The sequence below is a fragment of the Butyrivibrio sp. AC2005 genome, from assembly GCF_000424145.1.
Taxonomy (GTDB): domain Bacteria; phylum Bacillota; class Clostridia; order Lachnospirales; family Lachnospiraceae; genus Butyrivibrio.
In genome coordinates this window covers 285,092-307,533 of record NZ_AUJI01000009.1, presented here as the reverse complement: position 1 = coordinate 307,533, position 22,442 = coordinate 285,092, and the positions used below count along the sequence as shown (strand labels likewise).

Sequence of the window (22,442 nt, the reverse complement as noted above, 5' to 3'; positions counted from 1 at the left end):
ATTACTTCAGATTCTCCTTAAAGAAGCTCTCCAACTTGTTAAAAGGAATATAATCCTTATCTCCGCCATCATATAGATCTGTATGCACCGCATCAGGGATTATCATAAGTTCTTTATTATCAGCATACTTGCTGTCTTTAATCATATCTGCATAAGCATCCTTTGAGAAATAACATGAGTGCGCCTTTTCTCCATGAACAAGTAATACGGCACTTCTGATCTCGTTTGAATATTTCAGGATGGGCTGGTTTATGAAAGACTCACATCCGGTCACATTCCAACCACCATTAGAGTTAAGACTTCTTGCATGATATCCACGATCGGTCTTGTAATAGCTATGGTAATCCTTAACAAAGAAAGGTGCATCCGAAGGCAACGGATCGACAACTCCACCGCCAAGCTTATAATCACCCGATTTTAAATCCTCCAACCTCTGATCACACATAGCTTTCTTCTTCTCATAACGTGCCTCTTCACTGTCCTCACTGTCAAAGTAACCTTTTGCGTTCACCCTGGTCATATCATACATGGTGGATGCCACGGTTGCCTTTATTCTCGTATCAAGTGCCGCCGTATTGATCGCCATTCCGCCCCAGCCGCAGATACCTATGATCCCTATCCTGTCAGGATCAACTCTGTCATTCAGGGAAAGAAAGTCAACCGCCGCCATGAAATCCTCAGTATTGATATCCGGGGAAGCCATATATCTTACATTCCCGCCACTTTCTCCGGTAAAAGAAGGATCAAACGCTATTGTCAGAAAGCCTCTCTCTGCCATGGTCTGCGCATACAATCCACTGCACTGCTCCTTAACTGCACCAAAGGGACCGCATACTGCGATTGCGGGAAGTCTGCCCTCTTTATCTTTGGGTACATACAGATCTGCCGCAAGTGTTATCCCATATCGGTTCACAAAGGTCACCTTGCTGTGGTCTACCTTATCGCTCATAGGGAATGTTTTGTCCCATTCAGTTACCAGTTTCAGTTCTTCCTTTTTGATCATGATTGCATCCTCCGTTCTCTTATCACTGTTTATCCGCTTCTTTTTGTGTCTGTCTGATCAGATAGTCCATCCGATCAACCTTCCTCTGACTGTCGTGCATTTCCTCCACCAGATCACATCGACATTTTCGAAGATACTTTACGAGCCCATCCATATCTCCTGCTTCGTAAAGTGCTTTTGCTCTTCTTGTTCCTTCCGCAGAGCATCCACTGTCTGTAAGATTTTCTATCAGGGCTTTTACTTCCATCTGTCCTACCTCGTATCCTCATTATATTTACTTGACGAATTCTTCGCTAATGAATAAAATGAATACCGTGATATTCCAAAATGGAATATCACAAGGAGGTGCTTATGGAGATCAAAAGCCTGCGATACTTCCTTGCCGTCGCAAGGGAAGAGAATATGACAAAGGCTGCGGACATGCTTCATGTCACACAACCTACGCTTTCAAAAACATTAAAATCACTCGAAGATGAACTGGGAAAGAAGTTGTTCACACGCCACAGCTTTAGCATATCCCTGACTGATGAGGGGATGCTTCTTCGCGACCGTGCGGAAGATCTCATCGCCATGGCCGACCGTATAGAACAGGAATTCATCACCCTTGACGATATCACCGGCGGGGATATCTATTTTGGATTGGCAGAAAGCTTTCAGATACGGCATCTTGCAAAAGAAATCCACAAGTTAAAGAACCGATATCCCGGTTTTACCTACCATATCACCAGTGGAGATACCGAGCAGGTGACGGAAAAACTTGATAAAGGCCTGCTTGATTTTGCGGTATTATGTGAAAAGCCAAACTCTGCAAAATACGATTACTTGAAATTTCCGGAAGCCGATGTCTGGGGAGCTGTCATGCCTGCTGATCACCCTCTCGCCAAGAAGAAGTCCGTTAGAGTAAAGGATCTTATCGGTAGGCCATTATTCTGCTCTGAACAAAGCTGGAACAACGAAATTCCTCAATGGGCAAAGGATAGTTTTGACAAGCTTCATCTTGAGGGCTCTTTCCGTCTGTCCTATAACGGTTCCATGTTTGCAAAGGAAGGGCTTGGGATCCTGCTAACCTTTGAGCATCTGATCGACTGCTCCAAAGAGAGCGGGCTTGTTTTTCGTCCCCTTTCACCTAAACAGACATCCGAGTTGTATCTGATATGGAATAAATATCCTTCTTTTACTCCCATAGCTGAAAAATTCCTTACACAGATCAAAACATCGTTCCACAAACCGTAGCAAAATTCTCTTCCCGTATAAATGAACTTAATAAGCACAGCAGCACCAATAGCAATGCACAGAATGGTAAATACCCAGACCAGCCAATTCTTCTTGTCAGGCTCATCAAAATTGCTATCAATAATTTCACTCATATCTTTATCTTCAATATTCATGAGTCACCTTATACCAGTTAGCTTTTGAAAATCAAGTATATACAATGGAGCCACAACAATAATAATGCTTATCAACAATGCCAAAGCCTTAAGAGCTTTACTTTTTTTTCCACAATAATTGATATGAAAGAAACTGTAATACCGTAATAACTGTAAAATATATAATCCATTTTAATTCCCATGGAACCAGAGACATCCATGAGCCATCACCATAGTATGTAAAAACTATGCTTAATACTAATATCCAAATGAACGGCATCAGCATAACTGCCTCGTACCCCAAAAACGCTAATACTCTTTTTCTTTTAGTAGCATTCCGCGCCATAAATGCAATACAAACAGATAATATACATAACAAAATTGTTCTATAGAAATCTGAGAAAATTATTTCTACTATCAAAATCAGCCTACTCCCCTCAATGAATCGGTGCCTTAGCAATTTATGCAAGTTCGAGCTAATTGGTTCGCAAAACAACGAAATCAACTATTTCTTTTTACTGTTCCCCAACATATTCAAAACTCATACCGTCATCGTGTGAAACATATAATCCTGATGGGTGTTTATCCAGTTCTTCGTTGTAATAGTCCCCTGACCATGGGCTCTGACTTGCAAGCAGATATAGATTGCCATCCTCTACCCAGACCTTTTCCGGGATTACAAATGGATTGTAGATTGTTCCATCAGACAGCTTTACTTTTGCAGAGGGATAATTAACCTGGACAAAAGACTTACCTCCATCTTCAGTCCTAAATAGCATACCCTCGTCTCCACCACTGTATGTAAGGCAAGCAAAGCCAAGATTGGTATCATTGATAAACTCAATCCATTTTGCCTCTCCACCCATTCCATTGAAAGGATTCTCGTTTATTTCTGATGGTTTGTCGCCGGCTTTCTTATAAGCTACCAGGCAGTAATAGTTACTTCCAGCAGCTCTGTCTACAGGGAGCATTCCATAGATAATTCCATCCTTGGTTGTATATGTACAGTCAGGTTCTATACTCTGCAGGTACTCATCTCCCCCATTATCTACAAATTCCAGCATACCATAGCTCTGATTTTTTACAGGATAATCAGCAGAAGTCAGTTTACCATCGACAAAATCGTAAAGTGCTTCATAAAGAGCATCTCTGTCATATTTTCCACTTATATAAGGGGATGGATCAAATGATCCTGATACAGATGGCATTGCAATGGATATCTCTTTATATAGCCATGGTGCATCCTCGTACGGAACTTCTTCAAGGCATTCTTTCAGCCAGTCGCAGATATTTTCGCAGAACCATGACATATCCTGGGTGCCATTTTCATCAATTATCGGAACCTGCGTGGTACCAATACTGTTGTCTGCACAGTCTTTTTCCTGCCAATAAAGCCCACGTTGAAATTTCTCAGGATACGTATCCTCTGTTATCTCTATAAACTTATTGAGAAGCTCATATTCTTTTTTCTGTTCCTCTGATATATCTACACCAGTATTATCAAGGGTTTCCAGGTCAATACCTGAATTATCTTCAAAGCCGTTAACATAAGCATAGAAAATGCCTTCTACAACTGAATCTTCATAATAACCGATATTTATCCCATACTTTCTGTAAAAAACGCCATCCTTAGACCAGATAGAATAACTTCCTTCATCGTTATAGCCAATGTGCTTTATAAGAATGTAATCATCTTTTTCCATAACTACATAATCACCATCATCAAGGTATAAGTTCAGCCACTTATCCGCAAGAAATATAAGTGCGCACAGACATATGATCAAGGTCATTCCTCTTCCAATGTATAAAGCAGGCCTTGGCACGTCTTTAAATACCTTTATCCACAGCAGAATGCCAAAAACAATAACAACAATCTGCCAAATAACAACGCCCCAAATGGCTATGTCAGAATATACATTATAGAGAACACGATTTGGCGTCTCATTATGTTTGAGTACAACATAAGCTATAGTTAAAACACCTAAGATTGCCACAAAAACTGATAATATGATTACTGCCTTTTTCTTCACTTTTTCACTCCAGCTAACATTTTTGATTATTTTTCTGTAATAGCTTTTAAGTATGTCCCTCCAAAATCAGAGTCCTGCCAGGAATTGCCATTCGTCCCCCAAGCATCGGCATATCGCTGATTCAGTTCATTATATGTCACGTTATGGTATTCCTTATAAACAGAGCCGACGTCGCCTCTTTCTGTTTTTGAATAATTGACGTTAATTATGCCATTTTCTCTTTTAAAAACAACATCTACCTGATATCCCGCTTCTCTAATCTCGGCTGCAAGATCAAAGCCACAAGCTGCCTTAAGCTCATCTTCAGATATCTCTTTTCCGACATATTCTTTGAAATCACCTGATTTTTCGTCATAGAAGAAATAGTAGTTTTTCCATGTGTGTCCTGTATATAAAGCTTCATCTTCCTTTCCTTCTTCATAATCCACACAGTAATCGTATGCACTCACTGATACGCAATAATCACTGACATAATCAGGTTTAAAGAAATAACCCATGCCTGAGATGGCCGATTCTTTCCACTCGCCGTTCTCTAGCATGAAAAGATACGAAACCGTGCTAGTTGTGTACGCTTCTTCAAGCTCAACCACCACTGAATCCCCGGTAGGATACATGTCTATTACTTTATCCCCATGCACAAAGAAATTATCACACTCTTTTATCATCGCACATCTATCGCCGTCAACATACCAGACTTTTCCAGCGCATGTTGCAAATTCATCCGGAGCATTTCCAATGTATACAAAAGCCTCCATGACATTATCATTGTCAAAGTCATAGACAACTGAGTATCTGGTATCACTAATATCAGCACCAGCTTCTGCAACAGCTTTTTCTATAAGGCTATCGCCATCATTTTCGGGAACAGAAACCCAAACCCTATAATCAAAAGAATCCCAGTCTCCACCAACGTTTTTGATGTCCCGGATTTGAAAAGACAAAACATAATCACCCGGCACAAGCATTCCCAATTTACTTGTCCAATCAATCTTTATCTCCCCTGATGAGTCCTTCTCAATAGTAAATGTCTGCCCTTCTGTACCAAAATAATCTGTGCTTCCCCATTCATCATCTTCTTCAGAATGAAGAATCAGACTACTACCATTCTCTGCAAGATAAAGTTAATAGTTTCCTGATTCATCATAGGTAATGTACCTCCTTCTGAGGTCATTATAATGAATCCAAAAAGAAAAGGAGCCCCATAGTGAAGCTCCTAAGAAAACTCAGTCTCATGATAGTCTCAAAATTTCATGAGACTATTACTATTTACTGTCTTTCTTCCTTTTTGCAGCCTCTAGCACGCTTGCCAGATTACCTTCATTAAGAAGTTTCGGATAATTATCATCGATATCCTTGAGAATTACCCGGTTATCCGATTCTGATGTTCTGGTACTGTCATATAGCTCATCTAGGTTATGAGCAGCAAAGATACTCTCAAGTAGTTTCTTTGCTTCATCAGGATGGGACAGATTTTCAAATCCTCCATAAAAATCCACGACCGCTTTCTCTATCTGCTCTCTTGTGATATTCTCTGACTTTATGATACCGACAGCATCTGACATATCATACTTGTACGGTCTCAATGACGCAAGTTTCATTGCTACATCGTACTCGGAAGGAAGCATCCTCGCTTCCAGAATATTTGCAAACAGCTTATAATGCTTGGAATACTGCCTGATTTTCTCAGTGTATGAACTTGTTTTTCTGAATTCCTCATTGATCCAACCTGTTGGCAGTCCATTTTTGTCGCCTACGGTATTTATTGCATCCTTCATTGAAGAAGAGGCAAAAATCAAACTATCAATATCCGTTGTAGAAGCCCTGAAGCCATATTTGGACACTATTGCTGCTCCACCTATGATAACAATCTCTGCCGGTGTATTTTTTCTATTGATCTTCTTATACTCTTTTGCAAGTTGGAACAGCAGATTGTCTATATTATCTTTCGTAAATAAAACCTTATCCATTTATAATCTCGCATTCTACTATATTAAAATTAAGGAACTCGGGAATTGCGTGATTCAAAGCTTCTTGTTGCGCATCTTTTCCCAAAAGCATTTCTGATAACTCTGTATCAGCGGGAAAAACCGGCTTTTCCAACTTATACCTCCTGATTTCATCGTACTCAGTACACTTTGGAAGGTCGTTCCGCTTGCTCAGATAATCAAGCATTGCAAGAAGATAAAAAGCTTCTGCTTTCATATCCAATTTCCAGTAATAATCTATCTTTTTCTTTTCCAAAAGGTCGATAACGTAATCTATCTCACCAATACGATTTACTAGATGACACTGCTCACTTCTGAAAAGGTTGAAGGAATGATTCTTATCGCACAGCGTAAGAAGCTCATCTATTGTGAGGTTAAGAGCATCAGCTATCTTTTTCACAACGCCAAGAGCACAGTTAAGGATATCCACCTTCCCATTAACAATGTTAAAAACCGTAGGATAAGCAACCAAAGCGCTATTCGCCACTTTATATATAGATATACTGTTGTCTTCAAGATATTGCTTAATGTACATAGTCGCATCCTCCTTCCACCTCTATTATATACTTAGAATTATATATACGCAAGCGTATATATGCTATCAAAAAAAATATCCAGGCAATGCGCCCGGATGAATTATTATGCAGATTATACACCGCTTGTGAAGCAAATAACAACCATTTTATACTGAAATAAGACAAGGGCTATGTCCTCTGTAAACGTGTACAGAAGGCATAGTCCTGTCTTTCTGCATAGCGTATCGCCTGATAAGAATTGCGCTCATATAGAAGTTTTCCAAACTACTATATTCAATACCTTTACAGCAGGCTATAAAAAAGCAGGTGCTTTCACAGTAGAAAGCATCTGCTTTTTGTTATGTTATAGAATCAAGCGGTATCTGTTCTGACTCCCATGTGCTGTCAGCGTGTATGGTTATCAGCTCTGCACCACGCTGTTTTGTTTCCTTTTCAATGCCCGGCATTGCGAGATAATCAATGCTCATGCCGTAGGTCAGGCGGATGCCCTTGTACTCGATAGACGCATTGTTGTAGTGGTCGTGGCCGCAGAAGAATCCCGATGTGCTGCCAAGCTCAAGGGCGGTATCGAACATCTTGCTCGGATAGTCCGAACAGCACACAAGGTAATTGGTGATACCGCCGTGGTCACCGGGATTCTCACCGTAGAAGTATGTAACCTCGTCGCTGCCGTCCAGATATAGCTCTGTTGCGGTCTTGTACTCCTGCAATGGGATATGAAAGAACACCATTGAATTTACCGTGTGACCTGCCTCGGCATTCATTCTCCTGACTTCATCGGCGTACCAGTCCACCTGATTGTCGTGGATATAGTCGTAAACGTTGATGCCCTCGCCCGTGTAGGCGTTTGAGTCGATCATGAAAAGCCCCGTGTTTAGCGAGCCGTCAGCATTTCTTATCTCGATAAGCTGATTGTTTCTGCCCATGATATCGGGCTGGGTATATGGGTAAAGCAGATTGCCCGAAGTCTTGAATGACAGCGATTTGTAGACCTCATTCAGCTCCTGCTTGTTTGCAGATGCCAGAGATTCCGTGTCGTGGTTGCCGTAGGTGAAAGCCCACGGGATGCCCGTGTTCCGCATAAATGCCGCAAACTGCCCTACAGGTGCGGTGTTATTCAGCGACATGGACATTATCCCCAGCGGAAAACTCAGGTCACCCGTGACCACAACAAGGTCGGGGTGGGTATGCTCTATCTCCGCATAGCAAGCCTTCAGCGCCTTTATGTCCTTGCGGTAGGAGTAAAGACTGCCGCCGATGTGAATGTCGGTCAGGTGGAGTATCTTGAAATCGTCTGTGGTTTTGGTTATGGTGTAACCCCCCGTTTCGTCATTGTACTCTATCTTGTGAGTGTTATGCTCGACAACGGGAACGGAATTGATGTAGCTTTGCGTGTACCATGTGTCCTCCTGTAAGATCATAAAGCCCGATGTCGCAACTATGACAGCCGTATAAACCGCTATTCTCGGCTTGTTGATGACGATATTTCTGAATGTGACCTTGCGTCTTAATGTGAGATCATAGACTATAACGAGCAGCCCGAAAATTATCCCTGCGATCATAAAGACATTTCCGGGGTATGCGATGTCCTTGCTTTTTATGACTGTAAAAGCTGTTACGCCAAGCCAATAGACTGCCGAAAATATCGTTATGCCGATGATGTGCTTTTTGTACTTGTAATTATCGGGAATATTTATCCTCCGCCGTATCATTCTGAGGGAGAGGATATTTTTTATCAGCAGATAGACGGGTATCTCGATAACGATGCTGTTATTGAAGAAGTTTTCCGCAAATTCAGCCGATTTTGAGTTGCCGAAAAAGTAAAAGCTCAGTTCAGATGCCACAAACACGAACACCACCGCAAACAGCAGAGCTATGCCGTTGAGCAGGCGTTTTGCGTACTTGTCGCTTCGGGTACGAAGATATTTGTATGAATCGGTGTCGTATTTGCTCCCCTCGGCGGATTTCTCGGTTTTCAGGTATTTGCGTAACGGAAATGATGCTAAAACTAAATCAACCGCTATAACAAACACATTTCCGATAACAGCAACAGGCTTTGCTGTGATATTGTAGATGATCCAGAACACCTGCAGCAGCGCAAACACCGCAAATGCCGAAGTGAAATATATCCTCAGACGCTGTTTCCATATTTCCTTTTTCAGCGGACGAAGGTCAACAGCTTCCGTATCGCCCCGCCATTTTTCCGCACTGTCCGCAGGGTAGCCTGCAAGCTCTGCCATCTGCGAGAGCCTGCCGTATCTGCCGAGCAGCTCCTCCAAAGCCTCGTCCTCGTGGCGGTCAGCCTTTATATTGTCAAATTCCGCATTCAGAGCAGATTTTATCTTCTCCTGCGCCTGTGTGACCTCCTCGGAATAGGGAATGTCATCAAACATCATGTCAACGACCGCTTTGATCTTGCGGTTTGGTGCAGTCTGTTCAGTTTCCCTTTTTATCAGCTTCATTCGCACTCTTCCTTTCTTTTATTTTCTCATACAGCTTTAAGCCCTTTGCTTTTGCGATACTCACACATTTTCGTATCAATTCAAGTATCAGCAGCATTACCGCCGTGATAAATGCCCCGAACAATATCCGTGACACGGAAGGCGCATAAATAGGCTGTATCTATGCCATCAGCGAAGTCCTTATCCTCCAGTTTCAAAAAAGAATACAGTTCACCGACTATGTTTCCTTCATCACACAAATTCCAGAATATGGCGTTCTCGGATTCAATGTTATCATAAAAGAAGCGTGCTGTAGGGGATCGTTCCCATATAGCCTGATTCGATCACCACAATCCTGTTCTGTTCAATGGTTCCGAGCATATCAGAAAGAATCTTTTTCAATTCCGGGTATTCATCAAGTGCTTCGAGTATTTCTTCTCGGCAGAAAGGAAGATATCTATCATACGAGACATACCTTTCGTCTTTAAAAACCGAAATTGAACAAAATCGCTGCGCGATGACCTGCCTAGGCTGTGTGCAGTGATTTTGTTCAATTTGAAGTTGTCGAGCTCTTTCTCTTATAAAAGAGCCCCGCAAAGGTCAGGGGCTTTATTATTTATTGCGCCATTGATATTTATGTAAATCAACAACTCCATCTTTGACTTCGACGCCTTCAGAGAGCAGGATTTCTCCCTGCTTCCAGGCTCCGCCAAATGCATAGTTGCCGGCAAGTTCGCCTTTTGAGTTTACTACACGATGACAGGGAATTGTGCTGGGGTCAGGGTTTTTGTGAAGAGCATTTCCTACAGCTCTTGCCATCTTTCTATCCCCGGCTTCTTCTGCAACCTGCGCATAAGTTGCAACACATCCCTTTGGGATTCTGGCTACAGCATCATAAATCCTCTTAGTCGGAGAGTCTGCTATCAGGTCGTAGCTCTCGGCAATCATGAGCTTTATGTCTTTATCCGGGATACTTCCATCGAGGATGATTGTATTCCAATGCTCCTTATTCTGATGGTATCCGGGAATAACTGAGCTGTAAGCCTTTCTCCAGAAAAAAGCCGTCTCGGGATCAACCTTCACATTGAGATTTATAAAGCCCTCTCGTTCATAAGTCCACAGGAATGCTTTTTTATTATACTTATATCGCACCAGCTGCCAGTTAGAATCGTGGAAGGGCACTTCCTGATAAGTATCCGGAAAAGATAATCCGTATTTTAATGCTTCTTCTCTTGTTTTCATGAAATAATTCTAACACATTCAAATAGAATTACTCATAATTCACTGTTATTTTTCCCAACGTTATTCTATCCAGAACCTTATCATTAGTCTTTACTGTATGTTCCGGTAGAATCTTTTCTTGATAATACACGCCGTCCCAGTTTAGAAGCTTTTCTGGGTCTTCGGAATATCCTGTTAAATCACAGGTATTTACAAGAAATTTGGCATATTTTACTGCAAGAGCATGTTTTATCCGCATATTAGTGAGGATGCTTTCATCCAACCCTGTTCTTGCAAGCTGATTCCCGGTCATGCTGCTTAAGATCATCTTTGCTTCGACCATTGCTTGTTTTTCTTCCGCGCTACTTAATACAACTCCTTCAGAAAGAGCTCTTTTATAATAAATCTCATCTGATATACAAGTGTTAACTGCCACCTTCTTGGCGTAATCACAGACAAACTGAGAATCCATGCCGGCTGAAAAGTGGGTATTCCACCAGTGCTTTGGATTCTCAGGATCATACAAAAGAGCCTGGTTCTGCACAAACTCTTCTACTTCATATATGTAATATCCAAATTCTCTTAAGGTAATCTCGGTATCATCAACTGTGATCAAAGGCTCATCAAGATGATCTTCATAAACGAATCTGCTCAGTATTCTCCCGCAAATAGCAGCAACTATCAGGATGACGTTTACAATTAAAATTATTATGATAGCTCTTTTAACTGATCTCTTCATAATCACTATCCATCCTGTGTAAACAGCTCTTGGAATTCCTTTCTTCCGGGAACCCACGCCTTTTCATAAATGTGAGTGAAATGATTTTTTACCGTCTGCTCAGAAATTCCGAGCATATAAGCAATTCTATGATTTGAAAACCCCGACACTTTAAGGTATCCGAGTTCAAGCTCTCTTTTCGTAAATCCGAATTTACGAGCTATATTAAGATACTGCTCCTTTGTAATTCCGGGATCATTCATCTTCCATGTCCATCTCTTCATTCATCTTACGCTCGGCATTTAACTTAAGCGGCAGAAGAAAAAACTCGATTATTACTGCATAAAAACCTGAAAGGAAGCAGACAGCAAGGCTTGGTCCAAACGTTTCCGGCTCAGATAAATGTCCCATAAGAATTATTGCTGAAGTTATGATGGCAAAAAGAGCTCCAAATACAGTAAGCTTCTGGGCAGCGCCTACGGCTTCTATAATATTTTTTAGTTCAAGAAGCCTGTAATCTTTTATCCCTACTGAGAATGAATTCAAAAAATCTTTCCACTCACCCATGATAATGAGCCCGGGAATCAGAATAAGTAAAACAAGAATCAGCGAAGGCACATCAAGAAACCATGCGACAGCAGAAAAACCAAAGCTGGTTCCGAGGGTACTGATAAGAAATACAACGATGAAAAGTACAAGCTCTCCAAATAAAACGGTACGGATATTCTTTTTCATAAGCATACTCCTTTTAAGCTTTATTTATTCGTTATAGGTGTTCCTATTATGACGTTATCATATGCACGAAAAGAAATATATAGTACCTTTTTGAATTTATTTAATAAGAAAAGAAGTCTGGAATGTATGTTCCTTTCAGACTTCTTCTTTTTTTGCCAATCCACCGCGACAGTGCTCATTTTGCGTTACTGTCTTATGAACACTGCCGTAACTGCCGATTTTTTTCTTCCTGTTAAACAGCCTTTCAACCTTTGAATGTGTTAAACCAAGCTCTTTCTTCAAACCCTTTTTTCTTGGGTATCGAAGGTTCGCTTTCAGCCTCTCCTACCGGCAATATACATACAACATCATAATTCTCCGGTACCGAGAGAATAGCAGCTATTTTGTCACATATTCTATCTTCATCTGTAATATGACCTTCATACCAGCAACTCTGATATCCAAGCGCCACGATAGTCAATAGCATGTTCTCGATTGCAGCAGAGTAATCCTGTATAGCAAAGCATCTATCGCGATATGCATTTATCCGTTGCGTCAACACTACAATTAACGCAGGTGCTGTTTCACATACCGGAGGATTAATAACTTCATTAATCTTCTTTAATATATTTGAGTCATCAACTGCTATAAAACTGGTAGTCTGCTTATTACATCCAGATGGAGCGGCCATCCCTGCTTCCAGTATTTTTACCAAATCATCTTTAGGTACCTGTTTAGAAAGATACTTTCCTCTGTAGCTGTGCCTTTTATTTATTATCTCTATTACATTCACCTACGTAATCCTCCAATAATCGGTTATGTTGCAGTTCATTTAAAGCTCAATCCCTGCAATTCTCATTTATCATCTCCACTCCAATACTTAAGACCTTTGCCATAAGCGGAATATATGTCAACAGAAATATGCATATTGCACCACTCACAACTATCTTCTTATGTTTTTCTGGTACTTTCATTCCGACAAGCAGTCCCATGGAAAAAAGGCAAAACTTAACAAGTGCAAAATCAGTCCAATTGCTTTCTTTTGCGTAGCGATTTCCTAATTCAAAGAATTTTTTCATGGCAATTCTCCTCTATAAACTATCCATTTGTTAACATCGCATAAACTGAAAAAGAACTAAGTCGCTGCGCGACGGCCTGCCAAGGCTGTGGCGCAGCGTTTCTTTTACTCAAAAAGCAGTAGATAGCGACGCCCTGATGATGTATCGTTTAAGTTACCACCCAAAAACCAAATACTACCAAAAGCCACTACTACTGCTATGAAAAGAATATCACCTACAAACATGCCTTACAAGTATATTCACAGAATTCGTTACCCTCCGTAATCAGTAGTAACCACATTTTTACTACTTCATTTACGGAGGTTTTATTATGGACGAATCATTAAAAAAACAGATTCATGAAGAAATCAGGATCAGGAACCGATCCGAAGGCACTTGTAAACTATACACGTTTCATATAGGCAAATTTCTTGAGTGGACCGGAGATAAACCATTAATCGAACTTACTCTTTATGCCACTCCTCATTTCATAGTATTTATCATTTTAAAATCCATGTTCCCCGTTTCTTAGATCCAAGTCTTTCAATAGCATCATCCTCTATCAGCTGCTTCATCAGCATCTGTACTGATCTTCGTGACTTCCCCATAATATTTGCCAATTCTTCTTGTGTTATGGTTGGATTCTCCTTAATCAGGAGCAATATATAATCTCTATCAGATAAAGTACCTCTTTGCGCTTTAATTTGCGCTTTATTTTGCGCTTTATCATAAGCATAATTCAAGTTCCATAGAGTAAGAAAGAAATTATAACCATCAGTATAAAACTCTGGCTTTAAACTATCTGTATATCTTTCTTCAGATTCATAGGCATCAAGTATCTTCTTGAATCCACTGCCTCTTCTCTCCATCAAACGTAAGCGTCCAAAAACATCGGCCAGTATTGGATTTCTAAGCTTAGAAGGGACATGTCTCAAATCTAGTAATCTCCTTTTTTACACTTCCAGTACGGTAATAATATCTTCCATGGAGATTTAAAGGTAATCGCGATTTTTTTACCTCAACCTGAATATACTTCTTTTTATCTTTTGACTTGAGATTCACATCACAAGTTATTCCAAATGCTGCAGTAATTTTATTTGGAATATCCTCTAATAGCTTCTTTTGTACCTTTGAATCTAATCCAATAACGTTGCCATTATCTCATCAACTCCTATGTAGAGAGTCCCACCCTGGGCATTGGCATAGCCACAGATCCACTCTAGATACTTATCCTGCCATGACTCTTTCCATGCAACCACCTGATTTTCGTCATCTTCAATTATTTTGTCTATATCTCGCATAGCCTCGTCCTTAGTTTTTTTATTTAACAATATCATTGTTGCGCTTTACTAGCCAACTACTTAACAACATGAGGACATAACAAAAACACCCCAGGACTGTTGTCCTGAGGTGCAATAAGTCGTATATGATTGTCCAAAGACGTAATACGTTGTAAAACGATTATCTCTTTGAGAACTTTTTCACTGTCTTAAGTGCCTTGTTTTGGGCATTTGTAAGGCGAGTTGCTGTTTACCTGCTGCGTACGGTAGAAAGCTCAGGGCTACTGTATGCAGTTGGTGGCAACTTTAAGTCAAATTCTTCAGAGTCGTTATATTCTCAATAAATTCATTACCATAGCTGTCATAATATCTTTTTCATCTGGATTGGATTCTGCAATCATAAGGGTAATAGCCAAAAGCTTCTGAATAGCATCTTTAAAGGTTGCTTCCTTCGTCAGCAATTTCTGTATTTCTTTATTGTTTTCTGACCATGATTTGTCCATAATCTATCTTCTCTCATCGGTTAATCCGGCATTATTCCATATTGCTTTCTTATCACAGAATTCCTAATCCTGTTTGTCTTATCTCCTCAAGCTGCTCTGCTCTCAGTGTACCCGCCCTATACAGTTTAAGATATTCATTTTCAATTGACGAGTCAAAGATCAGCAGATCATCAGTATTTATGGTAACCCTAACACCATTCTCCACCAATATTTTGATTGGATGTGTTTTATAATCCTTTGCAAATCCCAGCATTACATTGCTACTGGGACAGACATTAACCTGTATATGATTATCCGCAAGAAATCTCATAGTTTCTTTGGATGTTGATGCACCAATTCCATGATGAACCTCAGAGAGGCCAAGAATCTCTACTGCCCTTCTGACATCTTCTGCTGAACCTGTTTCTCCAACATGCATCTTTTTGGTTAAATGATATTTCTCAGCCTTCTTGTAAAGTGGCAAAAAAGCTTCGAATGGCTGAACATTTTCTCCGGCGCAAATATCAATTGCCTTGAAGTATCCTGAACTGGCATATTTATCGAATTCATCTGCCTCTTGTTCCACGTTTCCAAAAGAGGGATAGGTCAGCTCAGCTTCAAAGATACTATCAGGACAATACGTTTTATGGAACCCTTCTATAAGCTCTTGGAACCCCTTTACCGTTCCTACCTGATCCACTTCAGCTGTACCAAAATTCATTACAAGACGAGTTATATTATTTCGCCCAGCCTCAGCAAAAGCACCCTCCCATCTAAGCAGCATATTCTCATACCCATCACAAAAGGGCTTTATAGAGGACCTAAACCATGCGTGCATACCTTCCAGGCCATCAAGTCGCTGTGGTGGCTTTGGAATGTCAACATGTAGCTGTTCAGATAGCCATTCACGCCTACAACCTTTTGTCGAGTGATTATGAAGATCGCTTTTTGGTGCAGCTAAAAGTTTGTTTATATCGTTTTCTTTTAAACCTTCTAAAAATAGTGTATCCATACTTTTTTCTCTTAATTACTCCTCTATCACTCCACCATTCCCCTCATATTATCACATACATTGTAGTATGCAATATAAACTACCGACATGCAATTCAAATGTATATCGCTTATCTAAGATATCCATTCACCGGAGATATTTATCCACCAAATCACTAACAATCTTCGAATTCAAAACATCCTGTTCCGTCTCAAACGTAAGGATCAAGCGCTCTCCTGGAAGTATCCCGTTCATTTGATAGCTATTGAGCTTTTTAACCGCCTTTATGGCATATTCAGGCTTGTCCACCATCCCTTCGTGCTCCCAGTAAATCTCTCTTCGTAGTTTCCTCGAAAGGAATGTGAAGTCGGGATAGACTATCCCATAACCTGATAGGTTTAATGGTTTTTCATACTTATATGGAATATTGTTCCGGTAAAAGAAATCGGCAAGGATTTTCTCCGACTTTGATCGGACACGTTCTCCTTTCTCTGTAAGAATTACAGGTGTTCCTTCCTTGAAAGCTTTCCCGACATATGGCTCTGAGTACCATTGTTCTTGTAATTGGCTAAATGTTGGCTCAACCGGAGTGATAAGTTTCTGTCTCTCCGGGTGTAGCGACGTAAATAGTTGTTCAAGCTCATCATCATTATAATCCTTGAGGCACCTGGCAATATGCTTGGCTCTTACCTCAGCAGTCTTAAGTACTGTATCATTATATGCTTTCTGTGCCAGTTGGCGAGGAAGCTGTACATTATCCCTTGGGATATACTCTCCGTATCTGTCATCTATGCACTGATAATATCTGGCAACTCCATGGTCTACCGAAATGCGAAGTCGTCCTTCAGGCGTAGAAGCCATGTTTTCGCCAGCCTTAGCTATTATGCTCTGCAGGTGCTTATGCTCCTGTAAAAGCATTTCTCTTAATCCATACAATTATTTGTCCTCTTTTCTTTTATATTTTCTTTCGATTAGTGATAATAATAAGTATTTTCTTGTATTGAAGCTGTTTTCTTTTATTTAAATTGTTTTCTTTAGGAGAATATGAATTGATTCAAATAAGATTTTATTAAGAATAGGTCAATTTTTTTCATCAGCACATGGCTCAAATAGAACATTATTAGAAACGAAGCCAACTAACTACTTAGCCTTGAATTGACTCATTTTGAACAAGACCGGATTTGTAGTCATCTGATTACAGCTCGACAATTGACTCAAGTACAGAATTTTGGAAATGCGGTCATTAAAATTCCCTAGGACCATTGACTCGTTTTGAAATTACCTGATTTAAGGTCAACGCATCCCCACGCAATAGTTGACCCATATAGAGTAATACGGGATTTGCAGTCAAATCCTCAATCGCAGCTGGTTGACTCATATAGAATAATCTTGGAATTGCAGTCAATCAGACACACTGCGATCATTGACTCAAACAGTATAAAACAAGATTTGTAGTCAAGAATACTCAGAAATACAAACCAATAGACATGCCAAAATAGGATCTTTGAAGCATCTTCTAGTATCTTATAGAATCGTAAAGTGAAATTTTTAATTCCCGAATAGGAACGACTTAAATAGAAAACCGGAAGCCACATGGGCTTCCGGTAATAGATCTTTGAATATTTCCAAAGAAACAACATTCTGCAGTAGCAGATGATTATCTCTTTGAGAACTGAGGAGCACGACGAGCCTTTTTGAGACCGTACTTCTTTCTCTCCTTCATTCTAGGATCACGTGTAAGGTATCCAGCCTTCTTGAGTGCAGGTCTGTACTCATCTGAGTCAGCCTGAAGAAGAGCTCTTGAGATACCGTGACGGATTGCACCAGCCTGACCTGTTGTGCCGCCACCGCGAACAGTTACGTTAACATCGAACTTATCAAGTGTATCTGTCAGTACAAGGGGCTGACGAACGATAACCTTAAGTGTCTCAAGACCAAGATACTCATCGATGTTTCTCTTGTTGATAGTGATATTACCCTTACCGGGTGTAAGATAAACTCTGGCGATAGACTTCTTTCTTCTACCTGTGCCATAGAAACTTGCTGCTTTAGCCATTTTCAAATTCTCCTTTCAGATTAGAATGTAAGTACTTCGGGCTTCTGAGCTGCATGCTCGTGCTCAGGTCCTGCGTATACGTGAAGCTTTGTGTACATCTGTCTTCCAAGAGAACCCTTGGGAAGCATTCCCTTAACAGCATGCTCGATTACACGCTCAGGGTGTGACTCCATCATCTGACGAAGTGTGAACTCCTTGTGGTGTCCAACGTAATCTGTGTGGTGCCAGTACATCTTCTGGTCCATCTTCTTACCTGTAACCTTAATCTTATCAGCGTTGATAACGATTACATAATCACCTGTATCAATGTTAGGTGTATAAATCGGCTTGTTCTTTCCTCTAAGTACGTTAGCTACGTTAGAAGCAAGACGACCGAGTGTCATATCTGTTGCGTCTACAACATACCATTTCTTCTCTACAGAAGAAGCATTAGGCATATATGTGTTCATTCTAATTACCTCCATAACCAGTTAACAGTTAAACTCTGGTGCGATGAACCCTTCACCTGATCCATACGCTAATATACTGTATAGATATACGCCGCATTACTTACCGGGATAATTTGGCGATTATCGTCACACAGTCATATATTATATGCTCATTTCTCTCATTTTGTCAACCTGTAATCCGCCCAAAAAACACAAAATTACTGAGGTTACAAAAATTTTATAAATCTTCAGGGAAACTGTATTTTATAAGAAAAAGTCCCTGCGGCGGTGCTGTCGGTCCGGCAGTAGCTCTGTCCTTTGCTTCAAGCATTTTTTCAATGTCCTCGGGATTCCCTTTGCCCCGTCCGATGTCCATGAGCGTGCCTGCAATAATCCTGACCATATTATATAGAAAACCGTTGCCGACTATCCTTATCACAACCTCATCTCCGTGCCTGAATACCTCACAGGAAATAATGTTCCTCACATGGCTGATAGCCTGAGACCCTGCTGCGCAAAAGCTTGAAAAATCATGCTCACCCACAAAATACCCTGCGGCTTCATTCATTTTCTTTTCATCAAGCTGATAGCTGCAATGGCATGTATACAACCGTCTGGTGGGTATCGGTATTCTGGTATTTAATATTCTGTACTCATATGTCTTCTCGGACAGACATTTTCTTGGATGAAAATCAATCGGAACTTCAGCTGATTCCATAATCCTTATGTCATCCGGAAGCTTGCTGTTTAAAGCAGGCGCAAAGCTCTCAGCAGGGATTGTAGACATAGTCTTAAACACAACTATATTCCCATATGCATGTACGCCCGCATCTGTCCTGCTTGCTCCGATAACTTCTACGTCTTCGCCTGTCAGAGCATCTATTGCCTTTTTAAGCGTTCCTTCAATTGTTACCGTATTTTCCTGAAAAGCAAATCCATGATAATTTGCTCCATCATAGGCAACCGTCAGCATTATATTTTTCAATAAATCCATCCTTTATATAAATCTATGCTTATATAACACTACCCTTTGTAAATGAAATTTCTAAAAAATCCACTTAACTAAAAAATCTATTCATCTAAAAGATTATCCCAACTGCTATCATCACTCCCAAATATGCTGCAGCAACCAGGTAGGCTGCATAATCAGACACGTGATAGATCAGCGGTTTCATCTTGGTTCTGCCCTCGCCACCACGATAGCATCTTGCTTCCATCGCCATAGCAAGGTCATTAGCGCGTCTGAATGCTGAAATAAAAAGCGGAACCAGGAGCGGAATAAGACTCTTAGCTCTCTGAATCAGCGATCCAGTCTCAAAATCGGCACCTCTTGCCATCTGTGCCTTCATTATCTTATCCGTTTCTTCCATCAGAATCGGTATAAAGCGAAGTGCGATTGACATCATCATTGATATCTCATGCACCGGAACATGCAACTTCTTGAGAGGATTCATAAGGCTCTCAAGTCCGTCAGTCAGCTGATTGGGCGTTGTTGTCAATGTCATAATTGAAGAACCTGTTATCAGGAAAACAAGTCTCACGCCCATCATAACTGCAATTTTTACACCTTCCTTTGTCACATTTATCTTCCAGAATGAAAATAATGGCTCACCCGGCGTCAAAAACAGATTGAACACCATTGTTATCAGTAAAAGGAAATAAATAGCCCTCATGCCCTTAAAAATGAATTTCGGAGGCACCTTGGAAAGTATTATCGCTGCCAGCAAAAACGCAGCCGCTATCAAATATCCTATGAAGTTATCTACCACAAACAGGGAAACAATATATACTAAAGTCGCAACAATTTTCACCCTCGGATCAAGTCTGTGAAGGTGCGAATCTGTCTGGTAATATTGTCCCAGTGTTATATCTCTAAGCATTCAGCTCATGCTCCCAGTACTCTCATAATTTCATCAGCTGCTTCATCTATTGTAGTTGCATCAGTAGCCACGGAAACACCTGCTTCCCTGAGCTCCTGCATTACATATGTAACCTGAGGTGCAGCCAGTCCTATTTCCTCAAGCTCTCTATAATGTGAAAATACCTCTTTGGGCGCCCCGTCAAACATGGCTTCGCCCTTGTTCATAACGATGATTCTATCCACATAATTAGCAACATCCTCCATGCTGTGGGAAACCAGTATGACCGTTATTCCCATATTTTCATGAAGATCAGCTATGAGATCAAGTATCTCATCCCTGCCCTTAGGATCAAGTCCGGCTGTAGGTTCATCGAGAATAAGTACCTCCGGCTTCATAGCAAGAACACCTGCTATCGCCACTCTTCTCTTCTGTCCACCTGACAGATCAAATGGAGATTGATAAAAAGATTCATCGGGAAAGCCTACTTTTTTTAGAGCATCATAAGCCCTAAGTTCCACTTCCTTTTGGGATAGTCCAAGATTCTTAGGTCCAAAACAAACATCCTGAAAACAATTTATCTCAAACAGTTGATGCTCAGGATATTGGAATACCAGACCCACCTTTGCTCTCAAATCTTTTCTGTTAAACTCAGGATCATTTATGTCCTTACCGTTGAAGTAAACAGATCCTGACGTAGGTTTCATAAGCCCGTTTAAATGCTGTATCAACGTGGATTTTCCGGAGCCGGTATGCCCGATAAGTCCTATAAACTGTCCATCCGGTATCTGCAGCGAAATATCCTTTAAGGCGGTCTTCGCCATAGCTGTTTCGGGATTATATATGTAATTTACATGATCAAGTATAATTGCCATGTTTTCACCAACTTCTATAACCGGTGTCCTGTTTTCATAAACAGGCAGCCTGTACTTTAAATATCAGTATCTATATGCCTTAATGGCATTTATCAGTTCTTTTCTGTCAAGAATTCCATTAGGGATATTCAGTCCCCTTTTTTGTAATTCATGTGCCAAAAGTGTCACCTGTGGCACTCCAAGTCGCAGTTCCTTTAATTTATCCACCTGAGAAAAAATCTCTCTCGGTGTTCCCTGCATTGTTATTTTGCCTTTGTCCATAACAAAGACTTTGTCCGAGTAAATAACCTCTTCCATATAATGCGTTATAAGGATAATTGTTATCCCTTCCACTTCATTAAGTGCACGAGCCGCACGTATAACTTCTTTTCTTCCGTTTGGATCGAGCATAGCAGTGGGTTCATCAAATATTATGCATTTGGGATGCATTGCAATAACTCCGGCAATGGAAACCCTTTGTTTCTGACCGCCCGACAGATGGTTGGGAGAATTTTTTCTATACTCATACATGCCTACTGCCTTGAGACTTTCCTCAACTCTCTCCCATATCTCTTCGGTAGGAATTCCCATATTTTCAGGACCGAATCCTACGTCTTCCTCTACAACCTGGCCTATAATCTGATTATCGGGATTCTGAAAAACCATGCCTGCGCCTTGCCTTACATCCCATATATTCTGACTATCCATTGTATTAAGACCATCTACCCATACTGTTCCCTCTGTCGGAAAAAGCAGGGCATTAAAATGCTTGGCAAGAGTTGATTTTCCAGAGCCATTATGGCCAAGGATGGAAATAAACTCGCCTTTGTTTACCTCGAGGTCAACACCATCCACAGCAGTCTTTATTCCCTCGACGTTTCCTTCTTCGTCACGTCTTATATATTCAAATGTCAGATTCTCCACCTGGAGCATTTTCTCTGAACTCATGATACCTCACTATACTTTGTCCGGCTCCTTACTTACGAGGAGCATATCCTGTGAACCTCAGGAAAAATGGTATATTTCCGCTTCTGCACACATGAAGTAATGCATCTTTGCTGTACATCTTTTCTATTTTAGTATATGAAGTTATGAAAAACAAGCGCATATATGCTATGATATACACATGTTTGAACAATATATAAAGCCGGCTCTTATACTGATAGCTGCCATAGTTGTATGTGCAGTATTAGCAAGAACTCTTAGCGGAAGTGAAACCCTTGCAGAATATGCTGAGAAACATCCTGAAATCGCTTACGGAGGAAGCGATAATAGCCAAGAAGCATCTAACGATGCAGAGTTAATGAATTCCGATAATAATGATGCCGATAATTCAGTAAGCAGCGGGAATAGCAACTAAAAAAGTGCCTTTTATATATAAATTCAAAAAGCACACAATAAGTCATTTCTATATAGCAA

26 protein-coding genes are annotated in these 22,442 nt (G+C 40.6%); 2 read left to right on the top strand and 24 right to left on the bottom strand.

The features are described from left to right. Nucleotide 1: 1 nt before the first annotated feature. Both G602_RS0101340 and G602_RS0101335 read right to left on the bottom strand, forming a co-directional pair. Nucleotides 2–1,003, bottom strand: coding sequence for an alpha/beta hydrolase (locus tag G602_RS0101340; RefSeq protein ID WP_026657277.1), 1,002 nt, complete (start codon nucleotides 1,001–1,003; stop codon nucleotides 2–4). Between the two features lie 22 nt (nucleotides 1,004–1,025). Beyond that, nucleotides 1,026–1,250: a hypothetical protein gene (locus G602_RS0101335; RefSeq protein WP_022779700.1), complete on the bottom strand. Its 225-nt coding sequence runs from the start codon at nucleotides 1,248–1,250 to the stop codon at nucleotides 1,026–1,028. Nucleotides 1,251–1,354: 104 nt separating this feature from the next. Between G602_RS0101335 and G602_RS0101330 the strand changes: the two genes are divergently transcribed. Beyond that, nucleotides 1,355–2,236, top strand: coding sequence for a LysR family transcriptional regulator (locus G602_RS0101330; protein WP_026657276.1), 882 nt, complete (start codon nucleotides 1,355–1,357; stop codon nucleotides 2,234–2,236). Nucleotides 2,237–2,885: 649 nt separating this feature from the next. Here the strand turns inward: G602_RS0101330 and G602_RS28455 are convergent. From G602_RS28455 to G602_RS0101205, 22 genes are all read right to left on the bottom strand, one after another. Beyond that, the gene (locus G602_RS28455) at nucleotides 2,886–4,400 is read right to left on the bottom strand and encodes a hypothetical protein (RefSeq protein ID WP_026657274.1); all 1,515 of its coding nucleotides are present in this window, start codon (nucleotides 4,398–4,400) and stop codon (nucleotides 2,886–2,888) included. Between the two features lie 26 nt (nucleotides 4,401–4,426). Further along, nucleotides 4,427–5,341 (bottom strand): hypothetical protein, encoded by a 915-nt coding sequence (locus tag G602_RS0101315; protein ID WP_155829653.1) that lies wholly within the window; start codon nucleotides 5,339–5,341, stop codon nucleotides 4,427–4,429. Nucleotides 5,342–5,662: 321 nt separating this feature from the next. Then, nucleotides 5,663–6,367: a DUF6036 family nucleotidyltransferase gene (locus G602_RS0101310; RefSeq protein WP_026657271.1), complete on the bottom strand. Its 705-nt coding sequence runs from the start codon at nucleotides 6,365–6,367 to the stop codon at nucleotides 5,663–5,665. Beyond that, a complete protein-coding gene (locus G602_RS0101305) occupies nucleotides 6,360–6,920 on the bottom strand; it encodes a helix-turn-helix domain-containing protein (RefSeq protein WP_026657270.1) in 561 nt (186 codons plus the stop codon). The genes G602_RS0101310 and G602_RS0101305 overlap by 8 nt, the downstream gene beginning before the upstream one ends. 339 nt (nucleotides 6,921–7,259) lie before the next feature. Then, nucleotides 7,260–9,383: a metallophosphoesterase gene (locus G602_RS0101300; protein WP_026657269.1), complete on the bottom strand. Its 2,124-nt coding sequence runs from the start codon at nucleotides 9,381–9,383 to the stop codon at nucleotides 7,260–7,262. 591 nt (nucleotides 9,384–9,974) lie between these two features. Then, nucleotides 9,975–10,604: a methylated-DNA--[protein]-cysteine S-methyltransferase gene (locus G602_RS0101290; RefSeq protein ID WP_026657268.1), complete on the bottom strand. Its 630-nt coding sequence runs from the start codon at nucleotides 10,602–10,604 to the stop codon at nucleotides 9,975–9,977. Between the two features lie 28 nt (nucleotides 10,605–10,632). Continuing rightward, nucleotides 10,633–11,322, bottom strand: coding sequence for a hypothetical protein (locus tag G602_RS0101285; protein WP_026657267.1), 690 nt, complete (start codon nucleotides 11,320–11,322; stop codon nucleotides 10,633–10,635). A 5-nt stretch (nucleotides 11,323–11,327) separates the two neighbouring features. After that, nucleotides 11,328–11,585 carry a helix-turn-helix transcriptional regulator gene (locus tag G602_RS24740; RefSeq protein ID WP_079484333.1) on the bottom strand — a complete coding sequence of 86 codons (258 nt, stop codon included), beginning with the start codon at nucleotides 11,583–11,585 and terminating at the stop codon, nucleotides 11,328–11,330. After that, on the bottom strand, nucleotides 11,557–12,036 hold the full coding sequence (locus G602_RS0101275) for a hypothetical protein (RefSeq protein ID WP_026652444.1): 480 nt from the start codon (nucleotides 12,034–12,036) through the stop codon (nucleotides 11,557–11,559). Before G602_RS0101275 ends, G602_RS24740 begins: the two co-directional genes overlap by 29 nt. Before the next feature lie 244 nt (nucleotides 12,037–12,280). Continuing rightward, complete coding sequence (locus G602_RS0101270) at nucleotides 12,281–12,808, bottom strand: nitroreductase family protein (RefSeq protein ID WP_026657266.1); 528 nt, start codon at nucleotides 12,806–12,808, stop codon at nucleotides 12,281–12,283. A 46-nt stretch (nucleotides 12,809–12,854) separates the two neighbouring features. Then, nucleotides 12,855–13,094 carry a hypothetical protein gene (locus tag G602_RS0101265; RefSeq protein WP_026657264.1) on the bottom strand — a complete coding sequence of 80 codons (240 nt, stop codon included), beginning with the start codon at nucleotides 13,092–13,094 and terminating at the stop codon, nucleotides 12,855–12,857. A gap of 479 nt (nucleotides 13,095–13,573) precedes the next feature. Next, nucleotides 13,574–14,008 (bottom strand): ATP-binding protein, encoded by a 435-nt coding sequence (locus G602_RS24735; RefSeq protein ID WP_049944992.1) that lies wholly within the window; start codon nucleotides 14,006–14,008, stop codon nucleotides 13,574–13,576. A 201-nt stretch (nucleotides 14,009–14,209) separates the two neighbouring features. Beyond that, a complete protein-coding gene (locus tag G602_RS0101250; RefSeq protein WP_155829651.1) occupies nucleotides 14,210–14,374 on the bottom strand; it encodes an AlbA family DNA-binding domain-containing protein in 165 nt (54 codons plus the stop codon). A gap of 308 nt (nucleotides 14,375–14,682) precedes the next feature. Further along, nucleotides 14,683–14,856, bottom strand: a complete 174-nt coding sequence (locus G602_RS31270; protein WP_242835469.1) for a hypothetical protein — start codon at nucleotides 14,854–14,856, stop codon at nucleotides 14,683–14,685. A 52-nt stretch (nucleotides 14,857–14,908) separates the two neighbouring features. After that, complete coding sequence (locus G602_RS0101240) at nucleotides 14,909–15,847, bottom strand: hypothetical protein (protein ID WP_026657261.1); 939 nt, start codon at nucleotides 15,845–15,847, stop codon at nucleotides 14,909–14,911. A gap of 126 nt (nucleotides 15,848–15,973) precedes the next feature. After that, complete coding sequence (locus tag G602_RS0101235) at nucleotides 15,974–16,762, bottom strand: hypothetical protein (protein ID WP_026657260.1); 789 nt, start codon at nucleotides 16,760–16,762, stop codon at nucleotides 15,974–15,976. 721 nt (nucleotides 16,763–17,483) lie between these two features. Further along, nucleotides 17,484–17,882, bottom strand: coding sequence for a 30S ribosomal protein S9 (gene rpsI, locus G602_RS0101230; protein ID WP_026657258.1), 399 nt, complete (start codon nucleotides 17,880–17,882; stop codon nucleotides 17,484–17,486). A 20-nt stretch (nucleotides 17,883–17,902) separates the two neighbouring features. Continuing rightward, complete coding sequence (rplM, locus tag G602_RS0101225; RefSeq protein WP_026657257.1) at nucleotides 17,903–18,331, bottom strand: 50S ribosomal protein L13; 429 nt, start codon at nucleotides 18,329–18,331, stop codon at nucleotides 17,903–17,905. 217 nt (nucleotides 18,332–18,548) lie between these two features. After that, nucleotides 18,549–19,295, bottom strand: a complete 747-nt coding sequence (truA, locus tag G602_RS0101220; RefSeq protein ID WP_026657256.1) for a tRNA pseudouridine(38-40) synthase TruA — start codon at nucleotides 19,293–19,295, stop codon at nucleotides 18,549–18,551. Nucleotides 19,296–19,389: 94 nt separating this feature from the next. Continuing rightward, nucleotides 19,390–20,190, bottom strand: a complete 801-nt coding sequence (locus G602_RS0101215) for an energy-coupling factor transporter transmembrane component T family protein (protein ID WP_026657255.1) — start codon at nucleotides 20,188–20,190, stop codon at nucleotides 19,390–19,392. Nucleotides 20,191–20,195: 5 nt separating this feature from the next. After that, on the bottom strand, nucleotides 20,196–21,044 hold the full coding sequence (locus tag G602_RS0101210) for an energy-coupling factor transporter ATPase (RefSeq protein WP_026657254.1): 849 nt from the start codon (nucleotides 21,042–21,044) through the stop codon (nucleotides 20,196–20,198). A 63-nt stretch (nucleotides 21,045–21,107) separates the two neighbouring features. Further along, nucleotides 21,108–21,971 carry an energy-coupling factor transporter ATPase gene (locus G602_RS0101205; RefSeq protein ID WP_242835468.1) on the bottom strand — a complete coding sequence of 288 codons (864 nt, stop codon included), beginning with the start codon at nucleotides 21,969–21,971 and terminating at the stop codon, nucleotides 21,108–21,110. Nucleotides 21,972–22,149: 178 nt separating this feature from the next. Here G602_RS0101205 and G602_RS0101200 point away from each other — a divergent pair, with 178 nt between their 5' ends. Beyond that, nucleotides 22,150–22,383, top strand: coding sequence for a hypothetical protein (locus G602_RS0101200; RefSeq protein WP_026657251.1), 234 nt, complete (start codon nucleotides 22,150–22,152; stop codon nucleotides 22,381–22,383). Nucleotides 22,384–22,442: the final 59 nt, after the last annotated feature.